This window comes from Paraburkholderia hiiakae, assembly GCF_904848665.1.
Classification (GTDB): domain Bacteria; phylum Pseudomonadota; class Gammaproteobacteria; order Burkholderiales; family Burkholderiaceae; genus Paraburkholderia; species Paraburkholderia hiiakae.
The window spans coordinates 37346-61510 of the sequence record NZ_CAJHCQ010000017.1 but is presented as its reverse complement, the minus strand read 5'-3'; the positions used below and the strand labels follow the sequence as shown (position 1 = coordinate 61510).

The window sequence follows — 24165 nt, the reverse complement described above, 5'->3', positions numbered from 1 at the left end:
GGACGGCGAGTCCGTAAATGAAATTACATGAACGGATCTTAGTGAAAATGAATTTTCATCGCGCCCGGGGTTTACCCTATTCGAGCAATAGCAAGGGGAAATTAGCTTGATCGGGCGCAACGAGGCGCGAACTTGCGCGCCTCGAACACGTTGCACGATTTTGGAAGGAGAACCCGGCAGAAGCCGGAAAGACAGGTCGCGCCGGCGCGAGGGGGAGCCGCACTTGCCGCCAGCCTGGCGCCAGCGGCAATCGAAGCAGTCAGATGAAAACGAAGTGCGCTACGTCAGGCATCCAATGCCGCCATCACCTCGGGGTTCGGCGCCAAACGCCAGGTATTGCGCCCCGCGCGCTTGGCTTCATACATGGCTGCATCGGCAAGACAAAGCGGATCGTCGGCGCACGCCTTGTTCTCGACCTCGGCCGAGAGCACCGCATGGGTTGCGTCCACAACACCCGCAGCACCCGCGGCGCCGGTCAGCACGACACCCACACTCGCGCTCGTCTCGATCACGCGTCCCGCAACGACGAAGGCCTTCGACACCTCGCGGCAAATGGCCGCCGCGATGCGCTCGCCGGTGCGCGCGTCGCTCACGCCGCGGCTCGCTACTACGAATTCGTCGCCGCCCAGGCGGCACACCACGTCGCCCGCGCGCACGGTGGCGACGAGCCTGCGCGCGACCTCCTTGAGTAAAGCGTCGCCCACGTCGTGGCCAAAGCGGTCGTTGATGGACTTGAATCCGTCCATGTCCATGAAGAACAGCGCGAGCGGCTCGCCGCTCGCGCGCAGTTCGCACAGCGCCTCGTGCAGCGCGCGCCGGTTCGCGAGGCCCGTGAGCGGGTCGATCAGCGCGCCCTCGCGCAGGCGTTGCTCGGTTCGGCGCTGCTCGGTCACGTCGTGCGCCATGACGTAGAAGCCTGTCACCTTGCCCTCGCGCTTGGCCGGAATGTAGGTCGCCGACCATACGCGATCGGCGTCGGCCCGGTAACGCACCTCGTCGCAGGTCACGCGTTCTCCGGCCAGCGCGCGCGCAAAGAGCGGCTGCAACTGCTGGAACACTTCCGGGCGCAGCGTTTCGCCCAGGCTGCGCCCGCGCAGCGCCGCCGGCTCCGCGCCGAACACGCGCTTGAACGTCTCGTTGTTGAACTGATAGCAAAGATCGCGATCGACCACGGCGATCAGCGCCGGCACGTTGTCGGTGATGGTCTGCAGCGCATCGCGGCTGCGCCGCAGCTCCGCCGTGCGCTCACGCACGCGCGCTTCGAGTTCGACGTGATAGTTGCGCAGCGCCTCTTCGCTCTTCTTGCGGCTTGTGATGTCTTGCACCGCAGCGATGAAATGCAGCGGCGCGCCCGACACGTCGCGCACGAGCGACACCGCGAGATTGACCCACACGGCCTGGCCATCGGGCCGCAGATAGCGCTTTTCCATCGCATACGTGGCCTGGCGGCCTGCGAGCAGTTCGGCCACTTGCGCGAGATCGGCAGCGATATCGGCCGGATGCGTGACCGAAGCGAACGTGCGCCGGCGCAGTTCGCTCTCCTCATAGCCGATGATGGCGGAGAACTTCTGGTTCACGTCGAGAAAGCGGCCGTCGAGATCGACCACGGCCTTGCCGATCGGCGTTTGCTGGAACACGGTCCGAAAGCGCGCCTCGCTGATGGCGAGCGAGCGGCGGTCGCGCTCGTGCGCCGCGCGCGAGCGGTTCAGCTGCCGGCGTAACTCCAGTTCGCGTTCGACGAGGTGCGCGAAGTCCGCGAGCATCGCGCCCTGCGCTGCGTCGAACGTGCGCGGCTTTGCGTCGATGAGGCAAAGCGTGCCGACCACCTGGCCGTCGGCGAGGCGCAGCGGCGAGCCCGCATAGAAGCGAATGTTCGGCGCGCCCGTGACGAGCGGATTGTCCAGAAAGCGCTCGTCGTCCAGCGCGTCTTCCACCACGAGCATGCGTTTGCTCAGCACGGCGTGCGCACAGAACGACACGCTGCGCGGCGTTTCGCACGCGGCCAGCCCGTGGTGCGACTTGAACCACTGGCGGTCTTCGTCCACGAGCGAGATCAGCACGATCGGCATGTCGAAAGCGAAGGCGGCGAGCCGCGAGATGCGGTCGAACGCCTCTTCGGGATCAGTGTCGAGTATGTCGAGTTGCCGCAGTGCCCGAAGGCGAACGTCCTCGTCCAGAGGAAGCGGAGCAGTGATCATCGTGGGGGGCCCGGCAGGGCGGATAAGGTTGCCTGGCGCTTTCCGCACCGGCGCGCCTTACCAGGGTTTACGGCCGGATCAAGCAAAAACTGAAGCGCGCGAATGCCCAAAGCACGCACGTGGCGCAAGCCTTCCGCGCCAGGCATTTCCCTTATGCAGGAACCCCAAGTTAAGCGCACGAACGTTCGGTATACGCGTGGTTGCGCAATCATCGTCCCCCACCACTTTCCTGCCCGTGGTGCCCACGCGGTTCGGCCGACGGGCGTTGCGCATCTCTCCACCGGAATATCATCACGCCCGAATTGATTCGATATCCGAATTACATGCCATTTTTAACCGGTTGGTTACCGTGTTGCGAAATCGATCAAGCCCTCAAAAAAAACATGTCTGGCGACTTCAGCAACGCTTTTTCACCGCCGTAAAAAGGGCAAAGCCCCACCCTTCCGGTGTCACCATGAGAACCCTCGCGCAAACACTGCGACTGAAACAGACCACTGGCATCGCCACCGCGGCGCGTATTGCCGCTGGCCGCGGCGCCGGCACGCGCATGAGCGCGTCGCCCCGTGCGCGTCGCGCACCTTCGCGCCGCGCTCATACGCAAACCGGCACGTCGCGTCACTACGCCGTGCGCCGCCTCGCGGCGCAAGCGCGCACGCGCAGAATCTAACGCCACACGGACATCGAGACATGAGTCAGGAAACCGCGGCGGCCCTGCCCGATCCCACCGCTGCCCTGGAACCCGCGGCGGCGCTTCCCTGGATGGTCCGTGCGCGCGCTACGCTGCGCGCCTCTATCCGCGCGCGCACGAAGCTCTTCATTGGACTGTTTTTTGCCTTGTTCGCCACGCAAACCACGCTGCTTGCAAGCCAGCTGATCGCGTTTGGCCACGCCTTCGAACGCGTGGACACGACCTGGCACGACGAAAGCGCCGCACGGGAAGCCGAAGCGCCGCCTACGCAGGCCGTCTCCGCTTCGCCTCGTGAGCTTGCCGTCGAGAGACTGCACAGTCAGGTCCAGCGTGGCATTCTGCGCGTGCATCACACGCTCGAAGCGGCCTCTGCGATCGCGCTCGCCACGCTAGCCTTTGGCCTCGTGCTGCTGCACTACCTCGAACGCACGCTGCTGCGCCCGCTCCATACCTTGACCGATTCGCTCGTGCGCCTCGCGCACGGCGAAGACATGCGCGCATTGCCCGACATGAACCGCACCGACGAGATCGGCGCGATGGCGCATGCCTTCGATACGTTGTGCGAAAAGTCTCGCGAACTGCATATCGCCCACGAAGCCACGCGCGCCGCCGAGGCACACGCCCAGGCGCTCGCGCGTCACGATCCGCTCACGGGCCTGCCCAACCGGCGTCTGCTCGCGGCGGAAATGAGCGCGGCGCTGGCGCGCACGCAGCGTCGCTCGCCCGATTACCTCGTGTTCGTGATCGACCTCGACCGCTTCAAGCCTGTGAATGACTTTCACGGCCACGCCGCGGGCGACACGGTGCTGTGCGAGATCGCGGCACGCCTGCGCCGCGTGGTGCGCGACGGCGACACGGTCGCGCGTCTGGGCGGCGACGAGTTCGCCGTGCTCGCCCGCGTGCATCGCGATGACCACATCGAGGCCGCGAGCGAGCTCGCGCAGCGCCTGCTGGCCGCCACGCGCGCGCCCATCGACATCGGCAAGCTGCGTATCAACGTGGACGCGAGCATTGGCATCGCGTGCTGCCCGCGCGACGGCGGCGACCCCGACGCGCTTCTGCGCGCCGCCGACATCGCCATGTATCGCGCCAAGTGCGAAGGCAAGGGCACCTACCGCTTCTTCGAGCAGAAGATGGACGACGAACTGCGCCTGCAGGCCTCGCTCGAATCGGACCTGCGACGCGCGCTCGCCGGCGGCGAGATCCGCCCGTTCTACCAGCCGCTCGTGCGCCTCGCCGACGGCCAGACCACGGGCTTCGAGATTCTCGCGCGCTGGCACCACGAGCAGCGCGGCTGGATCTCGCCCGAGGTGTTCGTGCCGCTCATCGAGCAGATGGGCATTTCGCCCGTGTTCACCGCTTCGATATTGCGGCGCGCGTGCCGCGACGCGCTGAGCTGGCCCGCGCGCTACCACCTCGCGCTCAATCTCTCGCCCGCGCAGTTCAAGGACACGCAACTCGCGGCGCTGCTTCTCACGATCCTCGCCGACGAGGGCATGCCGCCCGAGCGCATGGAGATCGAGATCACCGAATCGGCGCTCATGTCCGACTTCGACGCGGCGCGCGCCGTGCTCGCGGACTTCCGCAACGCGGGGCTGCGCATGTCGCTCGACGACTTCGGCACCGGCTATTCGAGCCTGCAGCATCTGCGCGAACTGAAGGTGGACAAGCTGAAGATCGACCGCTCCTTCGTGCTCTCCATGACTTCGTGCAACGAGAGCGCCAAGATTGTCGACGCGATCATTGCGCTCTCCACGAACCTCGGCATGAGCACGGTGGCCGAGGGCGTGGAGACCGCGGAGCTCGCGCGCACGCTGGCGGCCAAGGGCTGTGACTACGCGCAGGGCTATTTCTTCGGCAAAGCGATGGCGGCGCGTGAAATCGACGCCTTGCTGAACGTGGATCGTGCGGCGAACGAGGCGCGTCTGAAGCGTCTCGTCGAGCCGGCCTGAATAGATTGACTGGCATTACTTTGAGAACAAAAAGGTAGACATCATGTTTGTAGCAATTGGCTGGATCGTCGTGCTCGGATCGGTGATCGGGAGCTTCGTGGGCGTGGGGGGACATCTGCCCGCGCTCGTTCAACCGTTCGAACTCCTGTGTATTTTCGGCGCGGCGCTGGGCGCGTTCGTGGTGAGCAACCCCACGGCCACGCTCGGCAAAACGCTCAAGGCGCTGCCCACCTGCTTCAAGGGCGGCGGCTACACGAAGGCGCAATACCTGGAGCTGATCGCCCTTCTCTACGAGCTGCTGCAAAAGGCACGCAAGGAAGGCATGATGGCGCTCGAAGCCGACATCGAGTCGCCCGAGAACAGCCCGATTTTCCAGAAATACGCGCGCGTGCTGTCCGACCATCATCTGCTCGACTTTATCGTCGACTATCTGCGCATGATGTCGAACGGCAATGTGAACCCCATGGAAATGCAGGACCTCATGGACGAAGAACTCGACACGCACCACTCCGAAGTGTCGATTGCGCCCAACGCCATCCAGAAGATGGCCGACGGCCTGCCCGCCTTCGGCATCGTGGCGGCCGTGATGGGCGTGGTGCACACCATGGGCTCGGTGGGCAAGCCGCCTGCCGTGCTCGGCGAGATGATCGCGGGTGCGCTCGTGGGCACGTTCCTCGGCATTCTGCTCGCCTATGGCTTCGTCGGGCCGATTGCCGACCTGCTCAACGCCAAGGGCCGCGCCGCCAGCAAGCCGTTCCAGTGCGTGAAGGCCGTGCTGCTTGCCTCGCTGGCCGGGTATGCGCCGCCCGTGGCGGTGGAGTTCGGCCGCAAGGTGCTGTTCACGTCCGACCGCCCGAGCTTCCAGGAACTCGACGAAGCGGTCCGCGCCACCAAGACGCCGAAGGCCGCTTAGGAGTCCCGACATGGCCGAACGAACTCCAGGCTCGCGCGCCGCGCGCGACACCGAGGGCAGCAAGACCACGGTCGTGGTGCGCCGCGTAAAAAAAGGCGGTCACGAGGGTCACCACGGCGGGGCATGGAAGATCGCTTATGCCGACTTCGTGACCGCGATGATGGCGTTTTTCCTCTTGATGTGGCTGCTCGGCTCGACGTCGCAGTACGACCGCGACGGCATCGAGAAGTACTTCAACACGCCGCTCTCGGCCATGCTCGGCAGCAAACCCAACGCCGCGAATCCCAACCCGAGCGTGGTGCAAGGCGGTGGCCGCGACCTCTCCAGCAAGACGCCCGCCGTGGGCGGTTCGAACGCGCAGCCCACGCTCTCGCACGCCGTGCCCGTGGAAGCGGTCGACAAGTCGCGTCTTTCGCAGCTTAAGGAAAAACTCTCGGCGCTCATCGAACGCAAGCCTGAATTGCGCGCGTACCGCGACCAGATCCGCATGTCGATCACCGACGAAGGCCTGCGCATCGAGCTGGTCGACTCGCTCAAGCGCCCCATGTTCGCAACCGGCAGCGCGAAGCTCGAAGACTACGCGTACGAGATCCTCGTGCAGATCGGCAGCGCGCTCAACGACGTGGACAGCGGCGTGTCGATCGCGGGGCACACGGACTCGGTGCCCTACTCGGGGGGCCTGGCTGGCTATTCGAACTGGGAGCTTTCGAGCGAGCGCGCCAACGCCGCGCGCCGCGCGCTGGTGGCCGGCCATCTGAGCGAGGAGAAATTGCTCCAGGTGCGCGGTCTCGCCGACGTGCTGCCGCTCGATCACGACACGGCGGACAGCCCGCTGAATCGCCGCATCAGCATTCTGGTGATGAACAAGGCCGCCGAGCGCGCGTTCTTCGAGCAGGCGAAACGCTACGACGTCGACCCGCCGCAAAAGGCCGCCTCGCCCGCCTCATGAGGCTTTTGAAGCGGGCTGCCACGGCGCGGTACGCTGCTTGCTGTGTCTCCTGGCAGACGGCCAGAACCGCCGCGGCATCGCCTGCCGCCTGACACGGGAATCGTCGGGAGTCTGGCCGGACTCAATGTTGTTCCCCTCGTATATGGAGACCATCATGCCCACCTTCATTCCTCCGCCCATGCCGACCCGCAATGGCGCGCGCATCGTCGGCAAAGGCCGTGTCAGCGCCGCGGGGCCGGGCCCCGACGTGATGGCCGCGAGCACGCTCGATAGCGACCGCGTGCTGAGTTCGGACGGCCAGGAAGTCGGCAAGATCAAGGAAATCATGCTCGACGTACAGAGCGGCCGCGTGGCCTACGTGGTGATGTCGAGCGGCGGATTTCTCGGCATTGGCGACAAGCTGCTCGCGATCCCCTGGGGCGCGCTCATGCTCGACACGAGCCGCAAGTGCTTCCTGCTCAACGTGTCGTCCGAGCGCGTGAAGGAAGCGCCGGGCTTCGACCGGGACAGCTGGCCCTCCATGGCCGACGCGCACTGGGGCAGCACGTTGCACGCCTATTACGGCGCCGAGCCGTACTGGGCAGCGGTCGAGCCGGTGACGCCGCGCCATTGAGCTTCTTAAGCGTCTGGCACCGGGCTCCGAACGGCAGTCAGGCGTTCGGAGCCGCAAATCGCGTCGAGGGCACGTCGGCGATCAGCGCGGCGACGTCCCGGCGTTCGCGGCCACTTCGGGCGCCTCGGCAGTGCCAGTGGCCTCCAACGCCCAAGCGTTCACCGTGCGCCGCATCGGGCAAGCGATCACCGTGGCCACGTGGCTCGCCTGCGACGCCTCCGGCACGCGCGAGCCGCTCTCCGCCAGCGCCCGCACGCGTTGTCTGAACGCGATCTGCAAGGCATCTGACTTCACCGACACTTCGTTCTGCCAACTCTCGGGCACGCGAACCGGCCGAATGCGCCGGAGCACGGCGTGGTCTTCCTCGAAAATGCGGAGATTGCGCGCGCGAAAACGGCCGTCGAACAGCGCATTGCGCAGAAAGCTGCGGCCCATCATCCAGAACGTCTGCGTGCGCCCCTCGTCCACCGGCACATGCGCCGACGCGATATGGATGCGCCACCCATTGGCCAGCGTCAGTTCGAGCGTCGCGCACGGGCCGCTCAGGTGAAAGCCCGTTTGCGTGACTACGTCGACATATTCGCCCGTGGGCGTGCGGCGCAGCCAGCCCCGGCGCACGGGCCGCCGCATCACGAGCCGCGCGTGGCCGCTCCAGGCGTTGGCGCTTACGTTGACCGCGTCGATTTCGGGGCGCTCGGGCGCGCCGAACGAACTGCCGTGCACGAACGGCGCGTGCGCGAAATCGAGTCCGTTCTCGATCACGCGTTCCCAGTTCGCCTCCCACTCGTAGGTGCCGTACACGACGCGCACGGCCGGGTCGTCGGCCCAGCCGAGATCGGGCAGCGGCGGCCGCTCGGCTTCGGGCAGGTCGCCCACGAACGCCCAGATCCAGCCGTGACGCTCCACCACGGGATAGCTGTCCACGCGCGCTCGCGCCGGAATGCGCGCCTGTGGCTGCGCGGGAATGTGGGTGCAAACGCCGTCACCGCCATAGCGCCAGCCGTGGTACGGGCACTGGACCTCGCCGTTCACACGGCGCCCGGCCGCCAGCGATGCGCCGCGATGCACGCAGATATCGGACAGCAGTTGCGCGCGGCGCTGAGCATCGCGAAAGGCGACGAAGCGGTGGCCGAGCAGCGTGACCGGCAGCAACTGCTCGCGCAAGTCCGCGCCAGCGGCCACGACGTACCAAAGGTTTTTCAGCATGACGGATGGGAGCAGCGAATCGAATGCGCCAATTGGACCAGATTTTGGGTCCCGATGGCGACAGGCGCACAATACGTGCCGTTACGGCCCGACTGCGACGTGGCCCTCACCTGACAACCCTACAGGCAACACCTCCCCATGACCCAGTTCTTCAGCGAAGCCGCCTCCGCCGAGGCCGTCAATGCGCGTATCGGTGAAAACGCCGACGAGCGTCTGCGCGAGGTGATGAGCGCGCTCGTGCGTCACCTGCATGCGTTTGCGAAAGAAGTGCAACTGACCCAGCCGGAATGGGAAACCGCCATCGACTTCCTCACCACGGCCGGGCAGCTCTGCAGCGCCGAGCGCCAGGAGTTCATCCTGCTATCGGACACGCTAGGGTTTTCCATGCTCGTCGACGCCATCAACAACCGCCGCCCGCGCGCCGCCACCGAAAACACGGTGTTCGGCCCATTCCACGTGGCCGGCGCGCCCGAGCGCGAGATGGGCGCATGCATCACCGCCGACGGCCGGGGCGAGCCCTGCCTGTTCGAGGGCCGCGTGCTCGATCTCGAAGGCCGCCCGGTGGAGGGCGCGCGCATCGACGTATGGTCCGACAATGCCGACGGCTACTACGACGTGCAGCAGCCCGGCGTACAGCCCAAGTGGAACAACCGCGGCGTCTTCACGACCGGCGCGGACGGCGCGTACCGCTTCGTCGGCATCAAGCCGGTCTCGTACCCGATCCCGCACGACGGCCCAGTGGGCAAGATGCTCGCAAGCCTCGGCCGTCACCCCTACCGGCCCGCGCACATGCATTTCCTCATCACCGCGCCGGGCTTCCAGAAAGTGGTCACGCATACCTTCGTGGGCGACGATCCGTACCTGCAGTCGGACGCCGTGTTCGGCGTGAAAGCGTCGCTCGTCGCGCCGTACGAGCGCATAGCCGACGGCGTCACGCCGTGGCGCTCCACGTTCGATTTCGTGCTCATGCCGCTCGCGCTGAACGCCTGATCGGCCATATCCGCCTGATCCTCCAATGCGGCGAACTGGACGCGATATCGCGCCCTGCTCGCCGCATTGTCCGCCGCTCCCGGGTCATAGACTGGTCTCGCAGTCGAACGAACAACTGGGAACAACTTGGGGGCGGCGATGCGGGTCACGAACTGGATTCTGGTGCTGGAATGCGCGTATATGGAGTTTTCCAGCTGGCGCGGCAAGAACGTGTATCGCCGCACGGTGGCGTACGACAACGTGGTTTGGTGCTAGACCGAAGCCTCGAGCCATCGACGCAACGGCAATCCTCCACTACAGTCGAAGATTTTGAAGACGCGCGCTAGAGACGCCCGCCTCCCGTCATCGTTGCTGGAATCGAGGATTCGAACATGCTGTTCCCCGCTATTGCCACTGCCGCCTTGCTGATCGTGGTGTATGTCCACGTGAACATTCCGCGCTTCACGGAGCGAGGGCCGAAGCGCATCATCGCCCACGCCACGCTGTTGCTGGCTGGACTGTGCTTCGGCGTGATCGGCGCGATGATGTCCGGTACGATCGCGCCGCCGTGGACGGTGATTGCTTGCGGCATGGGCATCGTGCATCTGCCGACGCTCTGCGTGCTCGTGCTCAAGCGCTTCCGGCATTCGGGGCGCAGCTGATGTAAGCCGCGCCCACCTTCCTCAAACGCGATTCAACGCGGGCCGGCCGTCCAGCACGGCGGCCACATTATCCAGCGCGGTAAAGCCCATCTGGTCACGCGTTTCCACCGTGGCGCTCGCCATGTGCGGCGTGAGGAATACATTGTCGAGGCTGGCAAAGCGCTTGTCGACATTGGGCTCGTTGCGATACACGTCGAGGCCCGCGCCGAACAGGTGCCCCGAGGTCAGGGCGTCGTAAAGCGCATCTTCATCCACGAGGCCGCCGCGCGCCGCGTTGATGAATACCGCCCCCTTCGGCAAGCGCCCAAATTCCTTTTTCGTCATCAAGGGCGCGCCGCCGCCCGGCACGTGCAGCGTCAGCACTTCACAATGCGGCAGCATCTCCTCGAAGCTCGCGTACCAGGTCGCGCCGTTCTCCACGGAAGGCGCAGCACGGTTGATGTCGGTGTAGATCACGCGCATGCCGAAGCCGAGCGCGCGCCGGGCCACCGCCCGGCCAATGCGGCCAAAGCCCACGATGCCCAACGTCTTGCCATTCACGCGCGTGCCCAGCATGTCGGTCATGCCGAACGACTTGCCCCAGCCGCCGCGCATGATCCGTTCGTACTCCGATGCACGCCGGCACGCCGCCAGCACAAGCAACATCGAAAGGTCGGCTGTGCATTCGGTCAAGGCGTCGGGCGCGTTCGTCACCACGATGCCGCGCTCGCGCGCGGCGGCCACATCCAGGTGATCGACGCCCGCACTCGCGTTAGCGATGATTTTCACGCAATCAGGCAGCGCGGCAATGTGTTCCGCCTGCAAGCCCGACTTCTTGCCGACGAGCACCGCCGGCACGGCATGCTGCTTGCAAAAGTCGACCACCGACCACGCGTCCATATCGGCGTCGGTCACGAAGGCATGGAACTCGGCCACGGCGCGTTGCGCCACTGCGGCGGGCACTTTTCGCGCAATCAGAAGCTTCGTGCGTTGATTTTCCGGCATGGTGTTTTCCCCTTTGGGTATGGACGGACGTCGAGAGACTACGAAAGCGTCTGCCGGCCGGTCAATGTTGATTGGGTGAATCAAGTTCTGGCGCGTGCTGTGGCCCTGTATTCGCTTCAGCGCGTGTACGCGCCGCTCTGCGCTTCCCGCGCATCAGGAAAACCCTATCCGGCGCCCGGATATCAAGGGTCCAGATGTTGATTCAACGAATCAAGATTGCTGCGCGCCTCACGCGAATGCAATTCTTTTCCCGTGTTCAATGGAATCGGGAAGAGGACGCGCAATGTCTGCATCGAAAAAGTTCGCCGCCGTAACGGGCGCTGGCTCCGGCATCGGCCGCGCCACCGCCGTGGCGCTCGCCAACGCCGGCTTTGCCGTTGCGCTGATCGGCCGCCGGATCGAGCCGCTGCTGGAGACAAAGGAACTCATCGGCACCGAGGGCGGAGAGGCCCACGCGTTTTCCGCAGACGTGACCCATGCCGAATCGGTCGAACACGCGTTCGCGCAAATCGCCCAGACCTTCGGCCGCCTCGATGTGCTGTTCAACAATGCCGGCCGCAACGCGGGCGCCGTGCCGCTGGAGGACTACGAAGTCGACTTCTGGAACGATGTGGTCGCAACCAATCTCACCGGCGTGTTTCTGTGCGCGCGCGCCGCATACCGGATCATGAAAGCGCAGTCGCCGCAAGGCGGACGCATCATCAACAACGGCTCGATCTCCGCGCATTCGCCGCGCCCCCACACCATCGCCTACTCGGCCACGAAGCACGCCGTGACGGGCATCACCAAATCGATCGCGCTGGACGGCCGCGCATTCAACATCGCGTGCAGCCAGATCGACATCGGCAACGCGGCCACGTCGCTCACCGAGCGCATGAACAAAGGGGTGCTACAGGCAGACGGACGCCTTGCGTCCGAAGCGCGTATGGACGTCACGCACGTCGCGAATGCAGTCGTGCACATGGCGAGCCTGCCGCTCGAAGCCAACGTGCTCAACATGACGATCATGGCGAGCGCCATGCCGTTTGTCGGCCGGGGATAGCGCAACGCCCCGCCCGACTCGAACGCCCAACATAAAAAAAGCAGGCGTCAGAACCGATATTGGAGACACCGATGAAAGCCGTAGAGGAACAAGTTTTGCCCGTGCAAACTCCGCCCTACGCGGAAAGTGCAAAGCGCTCCAGGGTTCGGTACTTCATGCTCTCGATGCTGCTCATGGCGACCGTGCTCAACTTCGTCGACCGCTCGGCATTGGGCATCGTGGCGCCCGGCCTTTCGAAAGATCTCGCGCTCAACAAGATGCAGATGGGCGAGCTGTTCGCGGCGTTCGGCCTCGCCTATTCGATCGCACTCCTGCCGGGCGGCATTCTCACCGACGTGCTCGGCTCGCGCGTGGCCTATGCGCTCTCGCTCGTGGGCTGGTCGATCGCCACGCTCACGCAGGGCCTCGCGAGCGGCTATCACATGCTGCTCGGCTCGCGCCTCACCATGGGCGCGCTCGAAGCCCCGGCTTTCCCCTCGAACACGCGCGCCGTCACGTTGTGGTTTCCCGCGCAGGAACGCGGCTTTGCCACGAGCGTCTACGTGATGGGGCAATACGTGGGCACGCCCCTCTTCACCGGCTTGCTGCTGTGGATTTCCTCGGCCTACGGCTGGCGCACCGTGTTCTTCGTGACGGGCGGCTTCGGCATTCTCTTCAGCATGGTCTGGTATCGCATGTATCGCGATCCGCATGAGCATGGCTCGGTCAACGCCGCGGAACTTCAATACATCAACGAGGGCGCAACGCCTGCCGCGCGCAAGCCGCGCGCTAAGTTCGACTGGCGCATGGCGCTCAAGCTGCTCAGCTATCGCCAGATCCTCGCCATCTGCCTCGGCAAGTTCTGCAACAACACGCTGCTCGTATTCTTCACGACGTGGTTCATGACGTACCTGATCGAAGCGCGTCACATGTCGATGATCAAGGTGGGCATTTTTCAGGCCATGCCCTTCATTGGCGCGACGATCGGCATTCTCTCGGCGGGCTTTCTCTCGGACTTCTTCATCCGGCGCGGCGTGTCGATCTCGGCGGCGCGCAAGGCGCCGCTCATCATCGGCACGCTGCTGGGCGCCTCGATTGTGCTCGTGAATTTCGTCGAGTCGAACGAAGTCGTGATCGCCATTCTCACTGTGGCCTTCTTCGCGCAGGGCATTGGCTCCATGTCGTGGGCCGCCGTTTCCGAAATCGCGCCGCGTCAATACGTGGGCCTCACGAGCAGTATCACGAGCCTGGCTGCCAACATTGCAGGCGTCACCACGCCGCTCATGATCGGCTATATCACGCAACACACCGGGCACTTCTACTGGGCGCTCAACCTCATGGGCGCGATCTGCCTGCTGGGCACGCTCTCGTATTCGCTGCTGCTCGGCAAGCTCTCGCGCATCGAACTCTGACACTCGCACACACACGTGGTGAAAAACGCATGATCGAATTCAAGTGGGACCATCTCCAGCTCTGCTCGGCAAACGCAGAGGCCACCGCCGCATGGTTCGAGCGATGCCTGAATGCTGAAATCGTGCGCAGGCCGGGCCGCGTCGATCTGCGTATCGGCGAGATCAATCTCTTCATCACGCAATTGACGGGCGAGAGCGCCGCGCGGCAAACGCGTGAGGCACGCTCGCAAGGCATCGATCATTTCGGCGTGGTGGTGGACGATCTCGATGCAGCCTTCGCGCATCTCACGCGCCATGAAGCGGAAATCGTCGAACCTGTGAAGCAGATTCGTGCGGGCGTGCGCGCCTGCTTCGTGCGCGCGCCGGGCGAGATTCTCATCGAAGTGCTCGAGCGGCGGCCCGCGGAGATGACTTTTCGCTGAAAAACCGTCAATATTGCCGCTGAATCTCCGCGCTGCCCCGTCTCCCCGTCTGCCCCGCCATGCCAAACTGGATCACCCTGACTGAAGCCGCCCGACAACTCGGCGTACAGGCGCAGACCGTCTACGCATACGCAAGCCGCGGCAATATCGCGGTCATGCCCGATCCGCACGACCCGCGCAAGAGCCTCTACCGCGCCGAAGACGTCGCCAGCCTGTGCCGCAAGAAGCAGGTGGGCCGCAAGCGCGAGGCGCTCGCCGCGGGCACGATCTTCGGCGCCGAGCCGTGCATCTACAGCAGTATCACCACCTTCTCGAAGGGCCGCGCGTATTACCGGGGCCGCGACAGCATCGGCATGGCGCAGACGGCGACGCTCGAGAACGTGGCCACCCTCCTCTGGAACGCGCGCGCGGACGTGACGTTCGAAGCCGCCGACGTGCGCCTGCACGGCGGCGAGCGCGGCCGCGAATGTGCCTTCACTTCGCTCGCGGCCATCGCCGCGCGCGGCCATTCCACGCTTGGGCGCACCGACACGGCCTTGCACGTCGAGGCGGGCCGGCTCGTGGCGGTCATTGCCCATGCGTTCAGCGCGCGCTGTGAGGCATCGGCAAACGCCGCTCCGCCGCCCGTTCACGAGCGCCTCGCGCTAGGCTGGGGCCAGGGCAGCGAGGGTGCGGAACTGATCCGCCGCGCCATGGTGCTCGTGGCCGATCACGAGATCACGAGTTCGGCGTTCGCCGCACGCATTACGGCGTCCACAGGCGCGTCCTTGCCGGGCTGCCTGCTCACGGGGCTCGCCACGCTCTCCGGCCCGCTGCACGGCGACGCATCGGGCCGCGTGCGCGCGGTCTTCGACGACGTGGGCCGGCTCGGCGCGGAGCATGTCGTCGCCCATCATTTGCAGTCGGCCATTCCCATTCCGGGGTTTGGGCACCATCTCTATCCCGACGGCGACCCGCGCGCGGACGCCCTGCTGGAAGTGCTGGACCCACCCGCGGAGCTCGCCGCCTTCATCGAGAAAGTCGTGGCGCTAACGGGGCTCAAACCGAATATCGATGTGGCGCTCGCCACCCTCGCCGCGCAACTGAAGCTGCCGCGCGACGCCTCGTTCGCCCTCTTCGCCACCGCGCGCAGCGTGGGGCTGCTCGCGCATTGCATCGAGCAGCTCAGGGTGGGCAAGGTCATCCGCCCGCGCGGCCGCTACACCGGGCCCGCGCTCGAAGACGCCAACGCCAACGCCGCCGCGAGCGCGGACGAGAACGCCAAAACGCCCGACGCGGCGACGCTCGAAAAGAACCGCCTCTTCAAGTCCGTGGCGCGCTGAGGAACGCGCGAAGCGACAAATCGTCCTTCGAGCGCTCGCCCCTTGCCGCCTGGAATATTTAGCCATCCAAATCGATACTACGCTTTAGCGTATCCGATAAATCGCTACCTGGCTTTGGACGAAAGTGCGATTCGCTTGCACAATTTTCTGCGCGTACGATACGAGCGAAATAATCGATGGCACTGGCTCGCAACGGGTCACGACGTGCTGTATGCTCTGCGCCGCAACTTCGACCAGAAAAGATTAACGTGTCCATGGCCCAGTCAATCCCGCAGTCATCACTTCCGTTCCTGCCGTTCGTGCGCCCCGAAATCGACGAGGAAACCATCCAGGGCGTCGTCGATGTACTGCGCTCAGGGTGGATCACGACCGGCCCGCAGAACCAGGCGTTCGAGGCGGCGCTCTCCGAATACTGCGGCAGCCGTCCCGTGCGCACCTTCAACTCCGGCACGGCCACGCTCGAAATCGGGCTGCGCATTGCAGGCGTCGGTCCCGGCGACGAAGTCATCACGACGCCCGCATCATGGGTCGCGACCAGCAACGTGGTCTACGAAGTGGGTGCGACGCCGGTATTCGCCGACATCGATCCCGTCACCCGCAACATCGACCTGGACAAGCTCGAAGCCGCCATCACGCCGAAGACGAAGGCCATCATTCCGGTCTTTCTCTCGGGCCTGCCCGTCGACATGGATCGGCTTTACGCGATCGCCCGCCAGCACAAGCTGCGCGTGATCGAGGACGCCGCGCAGGCGTTCGGTGCGAGCTGGAACGGCAAGCGCATCGGCGCGATCGGCGACATCGTCTCGTTCAGCTTCCACGCCAACAAGAACCTCACGTCGATCGAAGGCGGCGCGCTCGTCCTCAACGACGAAGCCGAGGCCGTGCTCGCGCAGAAGTACCGCTTGCATGGGATCACGCGCACCGGCTTCGATGGCATGGACTGCGAGGTGCTCGGCGGCAAATACAATCTTTCGGATGTCGCGGCGCGCGTCGGACTCGGCCAGCTCAAGCACATCGAGCGCTTCACCCGCCAGCGCCACGCGCTCGCGCGGGCCTACTTCGCGGGTTTCGAGGGCGGCGCGGCGGTGAAGCTCGGCATGGGCCTGCCGCTCGCCGATTTCACCAACAGCAACTGGCACATGTTCCAGATCACGCTGCCGCTCGAGAAGCTCACGATCGACCGCGCGGGTTTCATGGGCGAGCTCAAGGAGCGCGGCATCGGCTCGGGAGCGCATTACCCAGCCATCCACCTTTTCACGCTGTACCGCGAGCGTGGTTTCAAGGCAGGCATGTTTCCGCACGCGGAGCGCTTTGGTGCGAGCACGGTCACGTTGCCGCTCTTCACGCAGATGACCGAAGCCGATGTGGCGCGCGTGTGCAGCGCGGTGAACGAAATCTGCGCGAAATTCACGAAATAAGCATATCTAAATAACGCGTGGTAACCCCTCAAATACGAAACTTCGTCACCGACTCGACGAGCCACGCCGCCTGCTGCCGCAAACTCTCGGCGGCGGCGGCGCTTTCTTCGACGAGCGCGGCATTCTGCTGAGTTGTCTGATCCATCTGGCCGACGGCTGCCACCACCTGTTCGACGCCAACGCTTTGCTCGGCGCTGGCCCGGCTGATCTCGCCAACGACGATCGTCACGCGATGAATCGCTTCGACGATCCGGCTCATCGTCGCCCCGGCCTCGCCGGCGAGCGATGAGCCCGACTCCACGCGCGCGACGCTGTCCACGATCAGCGCCTGGATTTCCTTCGCGGCCTGGGCGCTGCGCTGAGCGAGGCCGCGCACTTCGCTGGCGACAACCGCAAAGCCGCGGCCCTGCTCTCCCGCGCGCGCCGCTTCCACGGCAGCATTGAGCGCGAGAATATTGGTTTGCGCGGCGATGCCCTCGATGATGCCGATAATGTCCGCGATCTTGCGCGCGCTCCCATCGATGCCTTTCATGGTTTCGACGACCTGATTCACGACCTTGCCCCCCTGCGCCGCGATCGACGACGCTCCAGCGGCCAGCTCGCGCGCCTCGTGCGCGTTTTCGGCGTTCTGCCGTATGGTCGCGCTGAACTGCTCCATCGACGCTGCGGTTTCCTGCAACGCGCTAGCCTGCAATTCCGTGCGTTGGCTGAGATCGGCGTTGCCCGTAGCGATCTGCGTCGAGCCGGTCGCGATCGCCTCGCTGCCATTGCGCACCTGCTCGACGATCCCGGTGAGCGAGGTGGCCATCGTGCGCATCGCGGCCATCAGGCTATCGGTGTCGCCTGGCCGCACATGCAGGTCGATGTCGAGCCTGCCCGTGGCGATCTCACGTGCGGCGGCGCGCGCGTCGTCGGGCTCGCCGCCTAGCTTGCGCGTGATCGTGCGCGAGAACGCGACGGCGCCGGCAATGCCCGCCATCACGGTGAGCGTCATCGCGACGACGCTCGCAAGCATCGCGCGGCGCTGCAGGCTTTTCGCTCGCGCGGCCGCGGCGGCAGTTTGCTCGACGATTCTGGCGCCGGTCTCGCGCAGCAGGATCACCGGCTCGCGATCAAGGCCATCCATCGCGACGTCGCCGACCGCCGTGTCGTAACCCGAAGCCTTGAACCGGTCGATTGCCCGACGGTACGCGACGCCCATTTGCGCATGCAGTTCATTGAAGCGCTCGATCTTCGCGCGCGCCTCGCCAGGTGGCAGTTCGCGCGCGAGCGCCTGGGTCGTGCCCCGGCATGTCGCTTCGAACTTCTGGAACGCGGCCCAGTACTTGTCGAACTGGCCGGTATTCTTCCCGCGCAGCACGATGTCCTTGCCGTTCTGCACCTGGTTCTTGAACGCGACCATCGCCTCGGATACCTGGCGCGCCTGTGCGCCGTCGACGCCGATCAGTCTCGCGTACGCATCTGCCGCGCTGTTCATTTCGGCGATACCGAACACACCCGCCGCCGATGCGGCCAGCAGCGCGGCGCCCAACGCCAGCGGGAGTTGATGGACCAGCTTCATGAATCACCCCTTCGAATGGTGCAGAAAGCGGCGCACCGGCGCCAACGCCATGCGTTTGCCGTGCACCGTGTCTCCTGAGTTTATTTTTCTATTAGGAGTTCGAATAACATTGGATTCGCAGATACGCGAAACGAGACTGCGAATCCGCGTTTCTCGGCACGGGCGGCGCGTCACGCCGCCGGGCTACCCTCACGTCACTTTATGAATGCAATAGCGACCGGAGTCGGCACTTCGGCCGACTGCCCGGTATCCGACACCAGGCCCGTGGCAGTGTCGATGCCGAAGACGTTGACCTTGCCGCTGCGCTGATTGGCGACGAGCAGCCACTTGCCCGACGAATCGATCCCGAAGCCCCACGGCTTCTCGCCGCCCGACGACGTGCGTTGAATTTGCGCAAGCTCGCCCGACGCCTGGTCGACGCGGTACACGATCAGCGCGTTTTCCGCGCGATTCTCGACGTAGACGAAACGCCCGTCGGCGCTCACGGCCACTTCGGCTCCACTCTTCACGCCCTGGAATTCGGGGCTCGTGGTCTCCACCGTTTGCACGAGCGTCAACTGTCCTTGCGAGGCGTCCCAATGCAGCACCATGATCTGCGCGCTCAGTTCGGTCAGCAGATAAACGTACTTGCCGTTCGCGCCGAATGCCAGATGGCGCGGACCGCTGCCCGGCGGCACGACGAACTGGTAGGCGCTCGCGCCGTCCGCGGGCGTCAGCGTGCGCGTGGCGCGATCGAAGCCATACACGAAAACGCGATCCGCACCGAGATCCGGCACGAGCGCGTAGTGGCCCGAAGGATCGACGACAGCGTTGTGTGCATGCGCACTCGCCTGCCGGCGGGTCGGCCCAGAACCTGTCTCCTTGACCGTCGAGGTGCGAGCGCCGAGACTGCCGTCGTGATTCACGGCGACACTCGATACGGAACCGCCGCCATAGTTGGCCGCCAGCAGCGTCATCGAGGGCAGGTCCAGCGAGAGGTTCGTGGTCCCGCTGCCGCCCGTCGCGACTTCGTTGATTCTGGTGAGCGTGCCGCTCTCGCGATCGACGGCATAGGCGCTCACGCTGCCTTCGCGCGAGTTGTCGTCATCGACTGCGTAAAGCACCGGCAGCCGGGGGTTCGTCGTGACCCACGTCGAGCGCGGGCCCGCGCCCACCGGGCCGATCATCGTGAGCTTGCCGCTCGACGTATCGAAGCGCAGCGCCCGCATCTCGCGCTCCTGCGTGCCCACATAGACGAGTTCGGTTTGTGCACCGGCCGCCGGTGTCGTGGCGCTACTGGGCACACTGTGAAAGGCAGTCGATAGCGCGAGCGGAATCAACGCCGCCGTCATGCGGCGCCGCAGGGGAAAACGCTTGGGGAAGCAATGAACCATAGTCGGTGAACGGACGCAATATGAGTGTTATTGTGCGAGCCCCCCGGCACGCGGCCATGCTGCGCGCGGTGAACTGTGGCGGCGAGCGGCGTCTCCTGGCCGCTCACGCGTTCGCGACACCACGATGATGGCGTCAAGGGCGCCCGATGGTGACGGGCGCCGGCAAGGCGAGCGCGCAGACCAAGCGTAGCCGACCCGTGCGCGTGTGTCCCTGCACAAAAGAAGGGTTCGCCAGCACTTTTTTGATGTGCCCCCTTATTGCGCCGCGCATTGGGACGCAATAAGGGTGCAAGCCGGCGGTGGTGGTCGTGGCGGGGTTCGTTACTGCGTCTGGGCCCGGGCCGTGAGACGGAACTGGCTAGGCGTCTGGCCCACTTCCCGGCGGAAAAACCGCGTGAAATAAGCGGCATCCGCGAAACCGAGCCCGAAGGCAATCTGCTCGACCGACATTTCGCCGAAGATGAGATTGCGCTTCGCCTCGGTAATGATGCGCGCACGGATCATCTTCGTGGGGCTCTGCTCCCCCGCCGATGCGCACGCCGCGCGCAGTTGCACGAGGGACACCGCCATCATCGAGGCATAGTCCTGCAGCGCAAGGTCCTCGCGGTAGTGCTGGTCGATCAGCTTGCGAAACCGGTCGACGAGCCGGACATTGTTGTGCGTTTCGCCTTCGCTGCCGGGCTGGTCCAAACGCGCCTCACGCACGAGCATGAGCAGCAGCGTCGTGAGCAAGGCTTCAGTACCGATCACGTGGCCGACTGCATTGGACTCCGACTCATGTTTGAGGCTTTGCATCATGCTGTAGAAGTGCTCGCCGCCGTCGGCCATGTCGCCGAGCGGGATCATGCGCGGCGATGTCCACAGTTGAATGAAGTCTTGCAGTTTCCCGTTCACCTGCGCCAGATAAGCCACCTCGATCGTCACCACCCAGCGGTCCACGTCGATCTCGTAGTCGAGGCCATGCACGCATTCGGTCGGCAACAGCAAAGCGCACGGGGCTTCGAACGGGACTGCGCTGCCTTCGAGATTCATCACCCCGCGGCCACTGCGCACGAAGATGACCTGGCCATAGGCGGGATGCGCGTGCGGCTCGGTGCGCCAGCGGCCCCGGTCGGTCACGTGCCCGACGTGCACGAACCAGTTTTGTCTCTCGGGGCGTTCAACGTACAAGCGGACTTTGGGTACGGTGGTTCGCTTCAATCTAGCCTTGCCGTCGCGCTGGCGTTGATCGTTTGCCATGGCGGTGTGTGTCATAAAGTCTCCTTGGCGGCCGGGTCGGTGCGGTCGCCATTGAAATTCAGAGTTCGCGCCCTGGATTGCTGGCGCGAGTGTCCACCTGAATTTCATTTTTTTCTGGTCGAAGGTACGACGTCTTCGTCCGGTGCATGGAATGCGCAATATATCGCAAGCCAGGGTAAGCGCACAGAAGCACAACGATGATACGCGAACGCAGGGGCGCGTTCAGCACGGTCGACACACCGGAGGGGACGCTCGACCATTGTCGAGACAACAAGACACGCAACAGGCGTCTTGCGCAAAGGCGGAGATTTTTTCATACCTTCGGGCAAGCCGCGACCTGCTGCTTACCCGAACCCGGACGCGGGTGGGCGGCCACCCGCGCCGCCGTCATCAGAACGTGTGGACGAGGCCGAGCACCACACCGCGCGTGTTGGCGCCCGGCGCGCCGGCGATGCCGCCGTACGCGGTTCCGTTGAGCGTGAACTGGGCCTTGTTGCGGTTCTGGATGAAGCCGCCCGACGCATACAGCGTGGTCGCCTTCGAGAAGTAATACTCGTAATTCAAGCCGATCTGCTGAGCGTTGTTGCCATTCCCGGTGCGGTCGTGTGCATAGCCGTAAAGCAGCGCGACCTGACTGGCCGGATCGATGCGGTACGACGTGGAGGCTTCGTAGACGTCGCGCTTGACGCTGTTGTCGGTCTGCCGCTCCGTGTGATACGCGAGATAGAAGCGGGCCGCGCCGACGCCGAGCGACGTGCCGGCATTAAACACCTTCAGCGTCGACGTTCCTGCCGCATTGGCAGCCTGCTCATAGCCGGCGGCCGCGCGGAAAGTCCCGTTCGTATAGCGCACGGCCGCGTTATAGAACTGGAGTCCGTTGCTCGGCTTGGTTGTCGAGTCGCGCATCGCGACCATGAACTGCGCGGTCAGCCCATAAACTGTTGGGGTGAAATATGAAATTGCATTATTGACGCGAACGGTGAGGCTGTTGAAGTTGTTCATCGGCGACGCGATGCTCATGACCGCGAGAGGATCGAGCTCGGGGTTCATGAAAATGTACTGTGGCGTGTTTTGCAAGCCAAAGCGCGTTTCACCGAATGCGCCGGAAAACCCCACCCAGGCCTGGCGATTGAATGCTTCGGCCGCATTCGATGCGGCCCCCGTCACGCCGTTAAAACCCTGTTCGAGCTGGAAATTGACGTGGATGCCACCGCCAATGTCCTCGCTGCCTTTCAAGCCATACCGGCTCGCAAAGAGGCCACCCGAAACCGCGCGCACCACAGAACCTGAACCGGCGTTCTGATATTCGATTCCATTGTCGATGACGCCATACAGCGTGACGGACGACTGTGCATGCGCCACATTGATGCAACACGCGGATGCCACACCCGACAAGGAAATCACTAACCTTTTCATTCTGTCTCCGTGATGAAATTTTATTGGGTTAACCCCGCCTTTAATTGCACGGGTTAGAGAATCCGCACGTTTGCGAATTCAATAAAGTCATCTGATCAATTGTTCGTATACCTTATTGATTGAAACAACCGAAGGAATTAAACAAGCGAATTCGCGAGAGACACTCGCGCCGTCACCCTCGCCGAACGTGGCGTTGCATGCGACAGGCGTCGAGATAAGTCGGCAATAGGGCTTGATAGCACCGTGGGAGACCGGCGCGCGGCGATGGAAAGCCGACTGCATATCCGCGCAGCGGCGCGGTGCCAAAGAAGATACCAACAGCCAGAGGGTTCGTTCCGGTCAACGCTGTCTCCTTTTCCGACCTCGCCTCAAGATGACCAGGGAAGGCCAGAGGGTTCGTTCCGGTCAACGCTGTCTCCTTTTCCGACCTCGCCTCAAGATGACCAGGGAAGAACACTTGGGCCCTGGAGGCACGGTCTGTCTTATGGGTCAAGCGTAGAGGACGATGGCGCGCGCGTCCCTACACAAAATGCAGGTTCGCTTGCATTTTTTCGAGCCCGCGCCGGTTTCGCATACGGCTGCGCCGCCAAAAAAATTTCGGCATGTCAGCAAAAAGTGCCAGCGAATCTCATTTTTGTGTAAAGGCAAGCGTCGACGCGCCACTTAATATTCCTCACCACCGTAACAGCGTTTTCCTGGGCCGGATGGTTCGACCATGCAGCCAGGGCGGGCGGTGCGACCGAAGCGGCAGTCGCCATGCGACTACGCGACCAGGTCGAAGACATCAACATAAATAGAGTCTGGATGGAGACATGAAAAGCCTAACGCTAGCCTTGCGTGCGCCGGCCCTTGGCGCTGCCCTGTTTTGCTGCCTTTCGCAGTTCGCCCACGCCGAGGTCTTTACCGCACCGAACGCTTCCGCGCCGCCGCTGCGCCAGGAAGTCCCGAATGGCGCCGCGCCACCGCAGACCGTCGGCGAAGCCGATGAACCGCCCGCCATCTGGAATGACACGTTCATCGGCTATCGCTGGGGTACGGATTTTCACTACCCGGGCGTTGATTCGTCGGTGATGCAGAACATCGGCTACCTCACGACGATCGGCGGCTTCCGGTTTGGCAGCTACGCGTTCAACGTCGACTATCTCGTGTCCAACGCGGCCAACCCGGAATCGGGCGGTCCGCAAAGCGGCGGCGCACAGGAGGTTTATAGCGTCGGGCGCGTCCAGTTCAGCGCTGGCAAGATCTTCGGTCGCTATCTCGGCTTTGGCCCGATTCGCGACTACGGCTTGACCGTCGGCTATGAGTTCGGCGTGAAGAACGATGCGTACGCCGAGCGTGCGCGCATGCTCGTGGTCGGGCCAACGGTCGAGTTCGCGGTCCCGCATGGCTACTGGAACCTCACGGCCGGACTGCGCACGGAAAGCAATCACAACGGCATCACAGGCGTCGATGTGCGCTTCAATACCGCATGGCACCTGGAGAGTTCGTGGCTCTATCCGTTCCGCGTCGGCCCGGTGCCGCTCATGTTCCGCGGCTTCGCGAGTGTGACCGGACCCAAGGGGCGTGATGGCTTCGGCGTGGAAACCACGACCGAGTTCCTCACCCGCATGGCGCTGCTCGCCGACCTCGGCTCGTTCGCGGGACACCCGCGTGTTCTCTACGCCGGTGTGGGCTACGAGTACTGGTATCACATGTACGGCACGCCGACGCACGCGGCCCCGGGAACCATCACGTCAGTGCCGATGCTCCAGGCTGAAGTTCACTTTTGATTCGTTTGCCTCGCGAAAGCGGCCATGGGCGACCCGTTTTGCGGGTTGCCCATGGCCGCTTGATGCGTTTTAGGGCGT

Annotated in this window: 20 protein-coding genes; 13 read left to right on the top strand and 7 right to left on the bottom strand. The window is 64.4% G+C overall.

All coding sequences use genetic code 11. The features are described from left to right. Positions 1-284: 284 nt before the first annotated feature. Positions 285-2198 (bottom strand): PAS domain S-box protein, encoded by a 1914-nt coding sequence (locus JMY28_RS27490; RefSeq protein ID WP_201699055.1) that lies wholly within the window; start codon positions 2196-2198, stop codon positions 285-287. Positions 2199-2652: 454 nt separating this feature from the next. Between JMY28_RS27490 and JMY28_RS27485 the strand changes: the two genes are divergently transcribed. The 5 genes from JMY28_RS27485 to JMY28_RS27465 all read left to right on the top strand — a co-directional run bounded on the left by JMY28_RS27485 (position 2653) and on the right by JMY28_RS27465 (position 7313). Next, positions 2653-2865, top strand: coding sequence for a hypothetical protein (locus JMY28_RS27485; protein WP_201699054.1), 213 nt, complete (start codon positions 2653-2655; stop codon positions 2863-2865). Positions 2866-2885: 20 nt separating this feature from the next. Then, a complete protein-coding gene (locus JMY28_RS27480) occupies positions 2886-4838 on the top strand; it encodes a putative bifunctional diguanylate cyclase/phosphodiesterase (protein WP_201699053.1) in 1953 nt (650 codons plus the stop codon). Between the two features lie 43 nt (positions 4839-4881). Continuing rightward, positions 4882-5751, top strand: a complete 870-nt coding sequence (gene motA, locus JMY28_RS27475; RefSeq protein WP_201699052.1) for a flagellar motor stator protein MotA — start codon at positions 4882-4884, stop codon at positions 5749-5751. A gap of 10 nt (positions 5752-5761) precedes the next feature. Further along, entirely contained in the window at positions 5762-6700 is a 939-nt protein-coding gene (gene motB / locus JMY28_RS27470; protein WP_201699051.1) for a flagellar motor protein MotB, read from the top strand. 154 nt (positions 6701-6854) lie between these two features. Further along, positions 6855-7313, top strand: a complete 459-nt coding sequence (locus JMY28_RS27465) for a PRC-barrel domain-containing protein (protein ID WP_236597067.1) — start codon at positions 6855-6857, stop codon at positions 7311-7313. 81 nt (positions 7314-7394) lie between these two features. Here the strand turns inward: JMY28_RS27465 and JMY28_RS27460 are convergent, their stop codons facing one another. Beyond that, a complete protein-coding gene (locus JMY28_RS27460) occupies positions 7395-8519 on the bottom strand; it encodes an aromatic ring-hydroxylating dioxygenase subunit alpha (RefSeq protein WP_201699050.1) in 1125 nt (374 codons plus the stop codon). Positions 8520-8657: 138 nt separating this feature from the next. Here JMY28_RS27460 and JMY28_RS27455 point away from each other — a divergent pair, with 138 nt between their 5' ends. After that, a complete protein-coding gene (locus tag JMY28_RS27455; protein WP_201699049.1) occupies positions 8658-9509 on the top strand; it encodes an intradiol ring-cleavage dioxygenase in 852 nt (283 codons plus the stop codon). Between the two features lie 371 nt (positions 9510-9880). Next, entirely contained in the window at positions 9881-10150 is a 270-nt protein-coding gene (locus JMY28_RS27450) for a hypothetical protein (RefSeq protein WP_201699048.1), read from the top strand. A gap of 21 nt (positions 10151-10171) precedes the next feature. Here the strand turns inward: JMY28_RS27450 and JMY28_RS27445 are convergent, their stop codons facing one another. Then, positions 10172-11134 (bottom strand): 2-hydroxyacid dehydrogenase, encoded by a 963-nt coding sequence (locus tag JMY28_RS27445; protein ID WP_201699047.1) that lies wholly within the window; start codon positions 11132-11134, stop codon positions 10172-10174. A gap of 283 nt (positions 11135-11417) precedes the next feature. Here JMY28_RS27445 and JMY28_RS27440 point away from each other — a divergent pair, with 283 nt between their 5' ends. The 5 genes from JMY28_RS27440 to JMY28_RS27420 all read left to right on the top strand — a co-directional run bounded on the left by JMY28_RS27440 (position 11418) and on the right by JMY28_RS27420 (position 16729). Then, complete coding sequence (locus JMY28_RS27440; RefSeq protein ID WP_201699046.1) at positions 11418-12176, top strand: SDR family oxidoreductase; 759 nt, start codon at positions 11418-11420, stop codon at positions 12174-12176. A 71-nt stretch (positions 12177-12247) separates the two neighbouring features. Further along, positions 12248-13567 (top strand): MFS transporter, encoded by a 1320-nt coding sequence (locus tag JMY28_RS27435; RefSeq protein WP_201699045.1) that lies wholly within the window; start codon positions 12248-12250, stop codon positions 13565-13567. Between the two features lie 29 nt (positions 13568-13596). Beyond that, positions 13597-13989: a VOC family protein gene (locus JMY28_RS27430; RefSeq protein WP_201699044.1), complete on the top strand. Its 393-nt coding sequence runs from the start codon at positions 13597-13599 to the stop codon at positions 13987-13989. Between the two features lie 59 nt (positions 13990-14048). Then, entirely contained in the window at positions 14049-15311 is a 1263-nt protein-coding gene (locus JMY28_RS27425; protein WP_201699043.1) for a citrate synthase, read from the top strand. Between the two features lie 254 nt (positions 15312-15565). Further along, positions 15566-16729, top strand: a complete 1164-nt coding sequence (locus tag JMY28_RS27420; RefSeq protein WP_407945547.1) for a DegT/DnrJ/EryC1/StrS family aminotransferase — start codon at positions 15566-15568, stop codon at positions 16727-16729. Between the two features lie 28 nt (positions 16730-16757). On the opposite strand, the gene JMY28_RS39450 is transcribed toward JMY28_RS27420, so the two are convergent. The 4 genes from JMY28_RS39450 to JMY28_RS27400 all read right to left on the bottom strand — a co-directional run bounded on the left by JMY28_RS39450 (position 16758) and on the right by JMY28_RS27400 (position 22318). Beyond that, positions 16758-18290 carry a methyl-accepting chemotaxis protein gene (locus JMY28_RS39450; RefSeq protein ID WP_201699042.1) on the bottom strand — a complete coding sequence of 511 codons (1533 nt, stop codon included), beginning with the start codon at positions 18288-18290 and terminating at the stop codon, positions 16758-16760. Positions 18291-18484: 194 nt separating this feature from the next. Further along, entirely contained in the window at positions 18485-19621 is a 1137-nt protein-coding gene (locus tag JMY28_RS27410) for a lactonase family protein (protein WP_201699041.1), read from the bottom strand. Between the two features lie 363 nt (positions 19622-19984). Continuing rightward, the gene (locus JMY28_RS27405; RefSeq protein WP_201699040.1) at positions 19985-20917 is read right to left on the bottom strand and encodes a helix-turn-helix domain-containing protein; all 933 of its coding nucleotides are present in this window, start codon (positions 20915-20917) and stop codon (positions 19985-19987) included. Positions 20918-21292: 375 nt separating this feature from the next. Beyond that, positions 21293-22318, bottom strand: coding sequence for a porin (locus JMY28_RS27400; protein ID WP_201699039.1), 1026 nt, complete (start codon positions 22316-22318; stop codon positions 21293-21295). Between the two features lie 812 nt (positions 22319-23130). On the opposite strand from JMY28_RS27400, the gene JMY28_RS27395 reads away from it, so the two are divergent. After that, positions 23131-24087, top strand: coding sequence for a hypothetical protein (locus tag JMY28_RS27395; RefSeq protein WP_201699038.1), 957 nt, complete (start codon positions 23131-23133; stop codon positions 24085-24087). Positions 24088-24165: the final 78 nt, after the last annotated feature.